Raw genomic sequence first — 11,981 nt, 5'->3', positions numbered from 1 at the left:
ACGCGCCAGAACAGACACCCGGTTTCTGAGGGAAACCGGGTGTCTCGAAAAACAAAGTTAGCGGTGGGCGGTGTTGGGCGCCTTGTCCAGGGTTTCGAGCGCCCTTTGCAGTTGAACGTCCTGGGCCGCCTGGAATTCCTCAGGCGTCATCGTCCGCAAGCGTGAGGGGGTGATGAGCATGACATCCATCGGCAACACCACGGTGATGTCCGGCTCGATGCCCTGGTGCCAAATGACGCGGCCGTTGGGCGTTAGCCATTGGCGTGTGGCCAGCAGCAGCGCAGAGCCATCATCCAACTCGAACTGATTGAGCACCGTGCCCGTGCCGAAGGTGGTCTGACCGATCAACTGGCCGCGACCCTGGTCTTGCAGGGCGCCGCTGACAATTTCGGCCGCGCTGGCCGTGCCCTGGTTGATCAGCACCACGAGCGGCATATCGAGGGCCACGCCGCCGGGCTTGACCGCCAACGGTTTGCGGTTGCCTTGTGCGTCCTGTTCCTGCATCACCAGGCCATCGCCCAAGAATTGACTGGCGACCGCGATGGCTTCATCCAACAAACCACCGGGGCTGTTGCGCAGGTCAAGAATGATTTTTTGTGCGCCATCCACTTTGCCCTGTTGCAGCGCCGTCTTCAGATCATCGCTGACCCGCTCGCTAAACGAGCCGATGCGCACAAGCAACACCTGCGTCCCCGGAATCATGTGGGCCGAGACGTTGATCAACGGAATCTTGGCGCGGACGATCGGGATGTCCGTCACCTGGTTGTCGCCCTCATGCAAAACGGAGAGAACCACCGTCGTGCCCTTCGGCCCCCGCACGCGCTGGATGATGTTGCTCAGCGCCATCCCGGTGGTGTCTTCACCATCCACCGCGACGATGACATCGCCAGCACGTATACCGGCCCGCTCGGCCGGTGAATTCTCCATCGGTGACACCACCACGGGCATGCCATCCTTGGTGGTCAATTCGGCGCCGATGCCCTCGAAATCACCGGACAGGGCCTGACTTTCGGCTTGCATCATCTCCGGGCTGAGGAAGCGGCTGTGCCCGGTATCACCGAGGGCTTCCACCATGCCGGAGATGGCCCCATAGGCCAGGCGTTGCTCCTCGATCGCGGTGCGGTCCACGTAATGGTTCTGAATGATCTCGCGTGCCTGCCACAGGATTTGGTATTGAGGCGGCCCTTCGTTGATCTGGTCGGCGGTGGAGCCGGGCAGCGTGCCGTTGCGCTCCAGCATGGCGCCGACAAGAAAGCTGGTGGGGGCAATCACGGCAAACAGAATGAAGAAGGCTGCCACGGCCAGCAAACAGCCAGGCAGACTGGGACGTTGATTGGTCATTGTTTTTTTTGGAACTCCCTCTGTCGCGCGGGTCAAGAACCCAACGGTTGGCAACGCGTGAAAGGCCTCTTTTTGCCCATCTTTCTTTCTCGTGCGATAATGTCAGGCCAAAATGTTAGCACGAGCGCGGCGCCCAGACCGTGAGCAGGCGCCCGGAGTCACATAGGGACAAAGAGAGACATGGCAACAACATCTGATTTGAAAACAGGCAACATCATTCGCTATAACGACGATCTGTGCGAAGTGATCGAATACCAGCACATCAACCCCGGCAACTGGCGCGCCTTTGTGCGTCTGCGCCTGAAGAGCTTGAAAACCGGTCGCGTGGTCGAAGACCGGGTACGCGCCGGCTCCGAGATTGACCTGGTGCGTGTGGACCGCCGCGCGATGCAGTTAAGCTACCGCGACGGCGATGACTTCGTGTTCATGGACCCAGAGACATTCGAACAGATTATGGTGACGAAGGCCATGATGGGTGATAAGGCACGCTTTCTACGCGAGAACGATTCAGCTTTCGTGGTGATGGAAGGCGAAAATTTGCTCAGTGTGGACTTGCCAACCTTCGTCGTCTTGAAGGTGGCGGAGACCATGAATGCGATTCGTGGCGACACAGCGACCAACGTGACTAAGGCAGCAACGTTAGAAACCGGGGGCATCATCACCGTGCCTTCTTTCGTCAACCAGGGCGATTCACTCAAGATTGATACCCGCACGGGCGATTACATTGAGCGCGTGAAGTAAGACTGCAAGGGGCCACGGGCGAACGTGCCAGGCCCAGTGCCCCCCTGCCCCCAACCCTGGGGGAGCCGAATGCTTTTTCCCCCAGGATTGGGGGCAGGGGGCCGCCTGAGCAGTTACTTCTGCGCAGAAGCCCGCCGCTTGGACAAAAAACACCCGGAGCTTGATGGCTCCGGGTGTTCGATTTACAAAGGGTGCCGGTTAACCGACGTTCCTGCTATTGCTTAGCGATCGCGATCGCCACCGCGCCTGCCGCCGCCGCCGCCACTGCTGCCGCCGCCGAACCCACGGCGCTCGCCGCCGCCGCTACCACCACCGCCGCCGAAGCTGCGGCGTCCACCGCCAAAACCACCGCGGTCGCCGCCGCGATCACCGCCGCCAAAACCACCTTCACGCGGTTCACGTGGGCGAGCAGCATCAACCCGAATCTGGCGATTCTGGAACGAAGCCCCATTCATTTGCAGGGCCTTCTCTGCGCCTGGCGCGTCCTTCATTTCCACAAAACCGAAGCCCTTGCTCTGGCCAGTCTCGCGGTCACGAACGACTTCCGCCGTCTTAACTTCCCCAGCGCTGCTAAACAGTTGCGCAAGGTCGTTGTCCGTCATGGTATAGGGAAGGTTCCCAATATACAACCTGGTACTCATCAAATCACTCACCTTTGCCCTCAGGCACGAAAACTAGATTCTAACTACACTAGCGGCATTGACGCCTTTAGCGCCTTGACGGAGCTCGAACTCAACACGCTCACCCGCCTGAAGCGTGCGGAAGCCATCCGACTGGATGGCGGAGTAGTGCACAAAAACGTCTTCACCGTTATCTTGGAGGATGAATCCGTACCCCTTGGCACCGTTAAACCACTTGACCGTTCCGACCATGCGCTTTTCCACTGACGCTGCGCAACCTCCCAAACCGATATCTGTAGGTGATGGACCTGATGACGGGAAAACAAAAACGCCACCCGGCCTTGCAAGCCTGACAGCGTTCACCACGTCCGAACAGATGCTTACTGCAACCTACAGAACGACATTCTAGCACAGATGCGAGAACTCGTCAAAATACGCCTAATGCAAAATCATATGGTATACTGTGTAGAAGTTCGACTGCCAACGCAATCGGTTCACAAAGGAGTGACATTTATGGACTTCGCATTGACCCCGGAACATCTACAGGCACAACAGATGGTGCGCGACTTCGTTCACAGGGAGATCGCGCCCATTATCAAGGATGCCGACCGCAGCCAGCAGATGCACCCCAGCATCTTGTCCCGCATGGCCGATCTGGGCATCCTCGGCATCTGCATCCCACAAAAGTACGGCGGCCAGGGCTTTGACTACATTACGCTGGGCTTGGTGTGCGAAGAACTGGAAGCGATGGACACCAGCCTGCGCGTGGTGATGTCAGTACACGTGGGCCTCAACAGCCTGGCCATTTTGCAGTGGGGCACCGAGGAGCAGAAGCAGAAATTCCTGGCGCCACAGGCCAAAGGCGAGAAGTATGCCATGTTTGGCCTGACAGAACCAGGCGTCGGCAGCGATGTGGCCGCCATGACCTCGACCGCGCGACGCGACGGTGATGAATACATCGTCAACGGCGAAAAGATGTGGATTTCCCTGGCCACGAAGGCGCACCACATCCTGTGGGTGGCGCGCACCAACCCAGAACGGCCGGACCCGCACGATCAGCTCAGCGCGTTCATCATCGAGACCGATCGTTCAGGCGTGACTCGGGGCGACATCCACGGTAAGCTGGGCGTGCGCGCCGGCTCGACCGGCTGGGTCAACTGCCAGGATGTGCGCGTGCCGGTCGCCAATCGCCTGGGTGAAGAAGGTGAAGGCTTCAAGATCGCCATGTCCTGCCTGGACAACGGCCGCTACACAGTAGGCTCCGGCGCGGTGGGGCTGATTCGGGCCTGCCTGGAAGCCAGCACCAGCTACGCCACTTCGCGCCGGGCGTTTGGCAAAGAGATCGGCAAACATCAACTGGTGCAAGAGAAAATCGCCAAGATGGTGCGCGATTACGAATATGGCCGCCTGATGACGCTCAAAGTCGGCTGGATGAAGAACATGGGACTGCGCAACACCCAGGAGACGTCGCTGCTCAAGTGGTTTGCTACCGATGCCTCTTTTCAAGCGGCGCACGAAGCCATCCAGATTCACGGCGCCTATGGCTACAGCGATGAGTACGACGTGGAGCGCTATCTGCGCAACTCGCGCGGGGCCATCATCTACGAAGGCACAAGCGAAATCCACATGCTGATGCAGGCCGGTTACGCGCTGGGCTATCGCAGCAACGCCCCTTTGCGCTGTGAACTGCCCCCGTACGATCCCGCAGTGTGGGAAAGCTAAGCAAGACCCGCCAAGACACACGTCCCCGGCAACACCGGGGACGTGATTTTGGTCAACTATACTGCAAGCGGGAATAGACTTCACTTTTCCGCCTACGGAAACAGGCGCAATTCGTGCCCGCTTGCAGTATACGGCTCCAGTTTCAGATGAAATCCACCCTTGACCCAAGCCACCACGGCGCGCAGGTGTTTTTGATCCTGCGCGCTGAGATCCCCATACGTCGCACTCAGTTTGGATAACAAGGCCGTCAAGCCGCCCGCACCCGCGGCCGCGCCGGCGCCGGGCATCAACACGCTCAGCAGGGACGCCAGGCCACCGCTCGTAACCGTTTTGCTCACAATAGACACGGCCAACTTCTTGCCGGCCTCCAAATCAGCCTCGGTGTAGGTTTCAGCCGCATGCTGTGCCAGGTCCTGATCCAGCGTCGAGCCGGTACGCGGCGTTGCCTTGCGGCCTGTGGCGGGACGAGTCGTCGCTGGCTTGGCGGTTGCGCCGCTGCCACGGCGCACGCCGCTCGTGCGCGGTCGCGCCGTGGTCTTGGGCCTCGCCGCGCCGGTTTGATCCTCCGCCGCCTTACGCCGCGTCGTCGTCTTCGACCCCGCCGCGCCGGTTTGATCCTCCGCCGCCTTACGCCGCGTCGTCGTCTTCGACCCCGCCGCGCCGGTTTGATCCTCCGCCGCCTTACGCCGCGTCGTCGTCTTCGACCCCGCCGCGCCGGTTTGATCCTCCGCCGCCTTACGCCGCGTCGTCGTCTTCGGCCCCGCCGCGCCAGTTTGATCCTCCGCCGCCTTACGCCGCGTTGTCGTCTTCGGCTTGGTTGCACCGGTCTGATCTTCCGCCGCCTTACGCCGCGTCGTCGTCTTCGACCCCGCCGCGCCGGTTTGATCCTCCGCCGCCTTACGCCGCGTCGTCGTCTTCGACCCCGCCGCGCCGGTGGGTTTGGCTACTCGCTTGCTACGTGCTTCCGCTCCGCCTGACGCCGTCGCAGATACTTTTCGTCGCGAGGATGCCCTGCGAACAGGCGCCGCCTGCTCCTCGCCCCCATCCATCCCTCCGATATTCGCCGCATGTCCTGTGCCGAGCCTCTCAGTCTCACCCATCACACCCTCCGATCTAAGAACAGAGATCAGGGATCAGAGATCAGAGATCGGGTTTCGTGGAAAAAGGGAGTTCTTCCGTTCTCCGGTCTCCGGTCTCCGGTCTCCGGTCTCTTCAACCAAACAACCCCGACAGCCGCTGCGTCTCGATGGCCCGCGTCATCATTTCTCCGTTGGCGCGCACCAGGTGGATCAGGCGAGCAAAGCGCGGGTCCTGCGTATGCCCCTGTCGGTAACGAGCATAGATTTGCTGCACAATCACGGCCACCTTGTACAGGCCGAACACCAGGTAGAACAGGGCATGGCCGATCTCGCGCCCACTGGCGGCGGCGTAGACATCCACAAACTGCTGCCGCGTCAGGTTGCCAGGCAGCGCGGTAATGCCGAAATTGCGCAGTATCTCAGGATCGCCGGCCTCCGCCCAGTAGCCGAGCGTGGTGCCCACATCCATCCAGGGGTCACCCACCGTGGCCATCTCCCAATCGAGCACCGCGCGGATGTGCGTCAGGTCGTCTGGATCGAGCACCACGTTGTCGAACTTGTAGTCATTGTGGATGAGCGCGGCGCCGGTTGCGCCCTGGTCTGGCGGCAGATGAGCGCGCAGCCAGGCGCCAGCCTGCGTCATGGCAGGCACATCATCGGTCAGCGCATTTTCATAGCGCCTGATCCAGCCGCTGACCTGGCGTTGGACGTAGCCCTCGGGCCGGCCCAAGTCGGCCAGGCCGGTGGCGTGCAGGTCAAGGCGATGCAAGGCCACCAGGTTATCAATCAGCGCGTGGCACAGCGCGGTCATCTGGCCGGGCGTCAGGCTAAGGCCCGGCGGCAGGCGGTTGCGCAGGATGACTCCGCTGACCCGTTCCATTATATAGAAGGGCGCGCCAATGATACTCAGATCGTCGCTGTAGAGCAGCGGTGCGGGCGCCTTGGGGTAAACGGGCCGCAGCGTGCGCAGGATGCGATACTCACGCGCCATGTCATGACCGGACTTGACGGCCGCGCCAAACGGCGGCCGGCGCAGGACGAGTTGGCGCTCGCCCAGCCGCAGCAAGTAGGTCAGGTTGGAGAAGCCGCTGGGAAATTGTTCAACCTGCAGGACGCTGCCTGCGCCCTGCAGGTTTTGCGTCAGAAAGGCCGCCAGGCGTTCGGCATCAAGCTGTTCACCGGGCCGCACTGCGCGGGCCTCGTCAATCATGGCTCACTCCTTGGGCGCAGCCTGGCTCTCAGGCCAGGATCGAGATGTCAACGCCATAGGCCTTCATCACCTGGCGGGCGACGACGGTCTTATGAACTTCATCCGCGCCGTCGTAGATGCGCGCCGCGCGCTCGTGGCGATACCAGAATGCCAGCATCGTATCATCGGTCACGCCCAGACCGCCATGCACCTGGATGGCGCTATCGAGCACGCGGTTGAGGACATTCGCCACATAGAACTTGATCAGCGAAATATCTACGCGCGCGCCATGCGCGCCCAGGGCCTCGATCCTGGCCGCGGTGTCCATGACGAGCAGCCGCGCCGCGTTGATTTCGGCCCGACGCTCGGCAATGGCGTGCTGCACGGACTGCTGTTGCACGAGCAGCTTGCCCGGCGCCAGTTCGCGGGTGGCCGCGTACGTACACATCAGGTCGAAGGCGCGCTCGCAGATGCCAATCCAGCGCATGCAGTGATGGACGCGGCCCGGCCCCAGGCGCTCCTGCGCCAGGGCAAACCCGCTGCCCTCCGCGCCGATGAGGTTGCTGGCCGACACGCGGCAGTTCACAAAGCGCAACTCGCTGTGGCTGGCCCAACCAGCGCCTTCTTCACCCATGATCTTGATCTTGCGCACATGCTCCACCCCCGGCGCGCCGCGCGGCACGATGATCTGGCTGGCGCGCTGGTGCGGCTTGGGCGCCTGAGGGTTGGTCACGGCCATGACAATCACGAAGTCGGCGCCCTCGAAGCCAGTCACAAACCATTTGTGGCCGTTGAGCACATAATCGGCGCCGTCGCGCGCGGCGGTCGTGCTGAGCCAAACCGGGTTGGAGCCGGCGTGCTCAGGCTCGGTCATGGCGTAGGCGCTGCGGATTTCGCCGCGGGCCAGGGGCGCCAGGTAGGTGGCCTGTTGCGCGGGCGTGCCGTGGTGCAGCAAGAGTTCCTGGTTGCCGATGTCGGGCGCGTTGCAGTTCAGCACATAGTGGCCGAAGGGGCTGCGCCCCAACTCCTCGCTGACCTGGGCAAAGGCGGTCAGAGAAAGGCCAGCGCCGTCCAGGGCGGGAGGCAGGTGCGGCGCCCAGATACCAAGCTGGCGCGCCAGGCGGCGCAGCTCATCCAGGCGGGGCAGAATGGCGTCAACGCCCGCTTGCAGCATGGGCGCTTCCAGGGGCAACAGGTGTTCGTCACGAAAGGCCCGAATCTGGGCCAGAAAAGCAGGTAGGTCGGTCATAACCACGCGTGATAACGTCTCCTTTGCAGGCGCATGAATGGGAGGGCACAACTTCACCAACGATTTTAGCCGCGCCAACGCAGGAAGGCAAGAACATCACCCAACCATCAATTCGCGGCAATTCGTGGCACAAACCAATCGCCTTAACCGCACCAACACAGGGGCGAGTCTTACCGGGTCACACTCAGACCAACAATGCGCTTGACGGCATCTGAGATGTACCTGGCTTCATGCACAAACCGCTCCTTGTATTCCGGGTGCAGGTGGAACCACTCACGGGGCAGCATCGCCCCCTTCTCCGCATTGCACTTGAGACAAGCATGCACCCGATTGGAATCATTGTCTAACACCCGCCGACGAACACCAAATTCACGCCAGCGCGAGATAGGCACGACATGTTCGACCGTGAGATCCTTGTCGCTGCCGCAATAGACACAGGCAGTTTTCGTTTTGCTTGATCTATTCATGGGTACACCTCGTCAGGGCTGCCGATATCGAGCAGGATGATCTCGTTCAGTATACACCCGCAGGCCCGGCGACTGCAAGTCGCTGCAACGGCTGCGAAGCCCACTTGCGTGGGCTGGGGCATGGATAACTGACGGGTAAACCCAGGCATCGCAACGGTGATTGCGCACGGCGCCCGTTTGCGCCGAAACCATCAAATCTGGGACATAGCCCACCGCGGTGGTATACTTCCGCACAACGGTGCATACGATCCGCCCGGCGCCGGGCGCGGAGGCGCCGCTTGGATGACACGAAAAAGATGGAGAAGAAGATGGAGAAGAAGATGGAGAAGAAGACCATGAGCAAACGAACCTCTCTGTTTAGCCTGCTGTTGATCCTGGGCCTGCTGCTCACTGCGTGCAGCCCCGCAACGCCAGCGGCGCAGCCTACCGCCACCGCACAGCCGGCCGCCCCAACAGCCGCCGCCGTCCCCACCCTGCCGCCGCCGCCGGCGCCCGCAGTCACCGATACCCCGGCCGCGGCATCCCCCACCGTTGCGCCGCCCGCCACCAACGTGGACGTGACCGCCTACAACAACTTGCCCGATCTGAAGGGGCGCCAGATCAAGGCGGTGACGGCGAACGATTTCCCGCCGCTGAACTTCATTGACGGCAAGACGGGCAAGGCCATGGGCTGGGAGTACGACGCCATCGCTGAAATCTGCCGCCGCCTCAACTGCACCGTGGACTGGCAGGTCACCTCCTGGGACACGATGATCGCCGCGGTCAAGGACGGCCAGTTCGACGTGGGCATGGACGGCATCACCATCACCGAGGAGCGCGCCAAAGAGGTGGACTTCTCCGATCCCTACCTGCGCTCGGAGCAGTTCATGCTGGTGCGCGCGGACGAGACCCGTTTCAGCACGCCGGAGCAGTTCAAGGCCGATCCCAAGCTGTTGATCGGCTCGCAGGCCGGCACCACCAACTTCTACGCCGCGGTCTACAGCGTGCTCGACGGCGACGAGAAGAACCCGCGCATCATCCTCTTCGAGACCTTCGGCGCCAGCGTGCAGGCCCTCATCACGGGCGATGTGGACATGGTGCTGATGGACAAGGCCTCCAGCCGCGGCTACATCGGCGCCAACCCGGATAAGCTCAAGCTGATCGGCGATCCCCTGGCCGGCGAAGACTTCGGCTTCATCTTCACCCCCAAGTCCGACCTGCGCACTCCCTTCGACCAGGCGATTGCCGCGCTCAAGGCCGATGGCTATCTCGACTACCTGAGCAGCCGCTGGTTCTTCCTGGCCGATCCGGCCGGCAATGACGCGTACCATCAACTGCCCGATCTGAAAGGGCGCCAGATCAAGGCGGTGACGGCGAACGATTTCCCGCCGCTGAACTTCATTGACGGCAAAACGGGCAAGGCCATGGGCTGGGAGTACGACGCCATTGCCGAAATCTGCCGCCGTCTCAACTGCACCGTGGACTGGCAGGTCACCTCCTGGGACACGATGATCGCTGCGGTCAAGGACGGCCAGTTCGACGTGGGCATGGATGGCATCACCATCACCGAGGAGCGCGCCAAAGAGGTGGACTTCTCCGCGCCCTACCTGCGCTCGGAGCAGTTCATGCTGGTGCGCGCGGACGAGACCCGTTTCAGCACGCCGGAGCAGTTCAAGGCCGATCCCAAGCTGTTGATCGGCTCGCAGGCCGGCACCACCAACTTCTACGCCGCGGTCTACAGCGTGCTCGACGGCGACGAGAAGAACCCGCGCATCATCCTCTTCGAGACCTTCGGCGCCAGCGTGCAGGCCCTCATCACGGGCGATGTGGATATGGTGCTGATGGACAAGGCCTCCAGCCGCGGCTACATCGGCGCCAACCCCGACAAGCTCAAACTGATCGGCGATCCCCTGGCCGGCGAAGACTTCGGCTTCATCTTCACCCCCAAGTCCGACCTGCGCACTCCCTTCGACCAGGCGATTGGCAGCATGAAACAGGACGGTTTCCTCGATCACCTGAGCAACCGCTGGTTCTTCCTGTTCGACGCTTCGGCGAAGTAAGCGGAGAGCACAGAGAATAGGTAACTGCTCACCCTGCAGGCCGATTTGGACAGGATGAACAGGATGTACAGGATTCTTGCTCTGTGGTGTGCAAAACTATCGGCACGAGAGTTCGAATATCCTGTCAATCCTGTGAATCCTGTCTGAATTCCAGGCAGACCCAGCAGTGACGAGAATAGACAGGATTGACAAGATGCACAGGATTGCTGGCTGCCGACACCGATCGTTTGGCTGGCGACAGAAAAGAAATCCTGTCCATCCTGTGCATCCTGTCTATGAAGGATTTTAGATGGAACCTGACGCGCGCACTTCCCTGGCCGCACGCTGGCGCCAAATTCCGTATTGGTTGGTGATGACGGTCTTCCTCGGCTTGCTGCTGCTGGGGAGCATCATCACCAATCAAGACTATCACGTCATCTTCACGGCCATTGCCGCGGGGATGTGGGTGACGCTTTACGTCTCACTGATCGCGTTCGCGCTCTCGCTGCTGCTGGGGCTGTTGCTTGGCCTGGCGCGGGTGTCCGGGCAACGCTGGGTGCGTGAGGTGGCGTCGTTCTACGTGGAGATCATGCGCGGCGTGCCCATGTTGGTGATTCTGTACTACATCGCCTTCGTGGGCGCGCCGGGGCTGGTGGATGGCATCAATCTGCTGGGCAAGGCGCTGCAAGGGGTTGGCCTGGGCATCCTGGGCGATCCGCTGGCCGGGCTGAGTGTGCGCGGGCTTGACTTCACGGTGCGCTCGATCATCGCGCTCACCGTGGGCTACAGCGCGTTCATCTCCGAAATCTTCCGCGCGGGCATCGAGTCCATCGAGCGCGGGCAGGTGGAGGCCGCGCGCAGCCTGGGCATGAGCTATTGGCAGGCCATGCGTTACATCATCCTGCCACAGGCCGTGCGGCGTGTCCTGCCGCCCCTGGGCAATGATTTCATCGCCATGCTCAAGGACTCCTCGCTCGTCTCCGTGCTCGGCGTGCAGGACATCACCCTGCTCGGCAAGGTCTACTCCGCCAGCACCTTCCGCTTCTTCGAAACCTACAACGTCGTGGCCTATCTCTACCTGGTCATGACGATTGGGCTCTCGCTGTTCGTGCGCTATCTGGAAAAACGGACCCCCGTGGCCGGGCACGACGGCAGCAGACAGCGTCTGCGCTGAGCAATCGCTCGGCAGGCAGTGCCGCAGCAGCCATGAACGCGAAATCAGCCCGCGCAGGCTGCCCCTGGCATACAGGTCAGGCAGTTCCAAATGTGGCTGGGTTTTTGACCACAGAGATCACAAAGAACGCAGAGAGGCTACCGATTGGCGTCTGATCTGCTGTTTCTTTGTGTTCTCTGTCTTCCCGGGTGGTTGAATGTGTGCTACATCTGGAATTCCTGGTTGCGTCAAGGGCATCGAGGCGCATTTAACGTTGGAGGCGGGCCAGACGACAGCAAGTTGCTGCAGCGGATTACAGAGTCCACCCCTCGGTGGACTTGGCCGGCAAATTGAGAGACGCCCAGTTCATTGGTTTCCAGAGCCGATATTCCGCCAGCGAAA

11 protein-coding genes and 1 pseudogene are annotated in these 11,981 nt (G+C 61.5%); 5 read left to right on the top strand and 7 right to left on the bottom strand.

Features of this window, described 5'->3' with window-relative positions; all coding sequences use genetic code 11:
* Positions 1-57: 57 nt before the first annotated feature.
* Positions 58-1,341 (bottom strand): S41 family peptidase, encoded by a 1,284-nt coding sequence (locus IPM84_20515; GenBank protein ID MBK9095094.1) that lies wholly within the window; start codon positions 1,339-1,341, stop codon positions 58-60.
* A 180-nt stretch (positions 1,342-1,521) separates the two neighbouring features.
* On the opposite strand from IPM84_20515, the gene efp reads away from it, so the two are divergent.
* Positions 1,522-2,082, top strand: coding sequence for an elongation factor P (gene efp, locus IPM84_20510; GenBank protein ID MBK9095093.1), 561 nt, complete (start codon positions 1,522-1,524; stop codon positions 2,080-2,082).
* A 221-nt stretch (positions 2,083-2,303) separates the two neighbouring features.
* Here efp and IPM84_20505 read toward each other — a convergent pair whose 3' ends face one another.
* Together IPM84_20505 and IPM84_20500 are read right to left on the bottom strand one after the other, a co-directional pair.
* Positions 2,304-2,723 carry an RNA-binding protein gene (locus IPM84_20505; GenBank protein MBK9095092.1) on the bottom strand — a complete coding sequence of 140 codons (420 nt, stop codon included), beginning with the start codon at positions 2,721-2,723 and terminating at the stop codon, positions 2,304-2,306.
* 33 nt (positions 2,724-2,756) lie between these two features.
* Complete coding sequence (locus IPM84_20500) at positions 2,757-2,954, bottom strand: cold shock domain-containing protein (GenBank protein ID MBK9095091.1); 198 nt, start codon at positions 2,952-2,954, stop codon at positions 2,757-2,759.
* 261 nt (positions 2,955-3,215) lie between these two features.
* Here IPM84_20500 and IPM84_20495 point away from each other — a divergent pair, with 261 nt between their 5' ends.
* The gene (locus tag IPM84_20495) at positions 3,216-4,424 is read left to right on the top strand and encodes an acyl-CoA dehydrogenase family protein (protein MBK9095090.1); all 1,209 of its coding nucleotides are present in this window, start codon (positions 3,216-3,218) and stop codon (positions 4,422-4,424) included.
* Between the two features lie 92 nt (positions 4,425-4,516).
* On the opposite strand, the gene IPM84_20490 is transcribed toward IPM84_20495, so the two are convergent.
* From IPM84_20490 to IPM84_20475, 4 genes are all read right to left on the bottom strand, one after another.
* The gene (locus tag IPM84_20490; protein MBK9095089.1) at positions 4,517-5,524 is read right to left on the bottom strand and encodes a hypothetical protein; all 1,008 of its coding nucleotides are present in this window, start codon (positions 5,522-5,524) and stop codon (positions 4,517-4,519) included.
* 112 nt (positions 5,525-5,636) lie between these two features.
* Complete coding sequence (locus IPM84_20485; protein ID MBK9095088.1) at positions 5,637-6,713, bottom strand: phosphotransferase family protein; 1,077 nt, start codon at positions 6,711-6,713, stop codon at positions 5,637-5,639.
* Between the two features lie 28 nt (positions 6,714-6,741).
* On the bottom strand, positions 6,742-7,941 hold the full coding sequence (locus IPM84_20480) for an acyl-CoA dehydrogenase family protein (GenBank protein MBK9095087.1): 1,200 nt from the start codon (positions 7,939-7,941) through the stop codon (positions 6,742-6,744).
* A 170-nt stretch (positions 7,942-8,111) separates the two neighbouring features.
* Positions 8,112-8,408, bottom strand: a complete 297-nt coding sequence (locus tag IPM84_20475) for an HNH endonuclease (protein MBK9095086.1) — start codon at positions 8,406-8,408, stop codon at positions 8,112-8,114.
* 335 nt (positions 8,409-8,743) lie between these two features.
* Between IPM84_20475 and IPM84_20470 the strand changes: the two are divergent.
* The 3 genes and pseudogenes from IPM84_20470 to IPM84_20460 all read left to right on the top strand — a co-directional run bounded on the left by IPM84_20470 (position 8,744) and on the right by IPM84_20460 (position 11,600).
* Positions 8,744-9,682 (top strand): annotated as a pseudogene (locus tag IPM84_20470) (transporter substrate-binding domain-containing protein).
* Positions 9,665-10,447 (top strand): transporter substrate-binding domain-containing protein, encoded by a 783-nt coding sequence (locus IPM84_20465; GenBank protein ID MBK9095085.1) that lies wholly within the window; start codon positions 9,665-9,667, stop codon positions 10,445-10,447. The pseudogene IPM84_20470 and the gene IPM84_20465 overlap by 18 nt, the downstream one beginning before the upstream one ends.
* 289 nt (positions 10,448-10,736) lie before the next feature.
* Positions 10,737-11,600 (top strand): amino acid ABC transporter permease, encoded by an 864-nt coding sequence (locus IPM84_20460; protein ID MBK9095084.1) that lies wholly within the window; start codon positions 10,737-10,739, stop codon positions 11,598-11,600.
* Positions 11,601-11,981 lie beyond the last annotated feature (381 nt).

It is taken from the genome of Candidatus Amarolinea dominans (assembly GCA_016719785.1).
In the GTDB taxonomy this organism is placed as follows: Bacteria; Chloroflexota; Anaerolineae; order SSC4; family Amarolineaceae; genus Amarolinea; species Amarolinea dominans.
Note: the sequence above shows the minus strand (reverse complement) of the source record. Positions and strands in the feature narration are given on the sequence as shown.

Excerpts from the sequence above, each read along its gene's own strand:
- IPM84_20490 (MBK9095089.1), bottom strand. The coding sequence starts at position 5,524 with ATGGGTGAGACTGAGAGGCTCGGCACAGGACATGCGGCGAATATCGGA.
- IPM84_20515 (MBK9095094.1), bottom strand. The coding sequence starts at position 1,341 with ATGACCAATCAACGTCCCAGTCTGCCTGGCTGTTTGCTGGCCGTGGCA.
- IPM84_20475 (MBK9095086.1), bottom strand. The coding sequence starts at position 8,408 with ATGAATAGATCAAGCAAAACGAAAACTGCCTGTGTCTATTGCGGCAGC.
- IPM84_20500 (MBK9095091.1), bottom strand. The coding sequence starts at position 2,954 with ATGGTCGGAACGGTCAAGTGGTTTAACGGTGCCAAGGGGTACGGATTC.
- IPM84_20505 (MBK9095092.1), bottom strand. The coding sequence starts at position 2,723 with ATGAGTACCAGGTTGTATATTGGGAACCTTCCCTATACCATGACGGAC.
- IPM84_20460 (MBK9095084.1), top strand. The coding sequence starts at position 10,737 with ATGGAACCTGACGCGCGCACTTCCCTGGCCGCACGCTGGCGCCAAATT.
- efp (MBK9095093.1), top strand. The coding sequence starts at position 1,522 with ATGGCAACAACATCTGATTTGAAAACAGGCAACATCATTCGCTATAAC.
- IPM84_20485 (MBK9095088.1), bottom strand. The coding sequence starts at position 6,713 with ATGATTGACGAGGCCCGCGCAGTGCGGCCCGGTGAACAGCTTGATGCC.
- IPM84_20480 (MBK9095087.1), bottom strand. The coding sequence starts at position 7,941 with ATGACCGACCTACCTGCTTTTCTGGCCCAGATTCGGGCCTTTCGTGAC.
- IPM84_20495 (MBK9095090.1), top strand. The coding sequence starts at position 3,216 with ATGGACTTCGCATTGACCCCGGAACATCTACAGGCACAACAGATGGTG.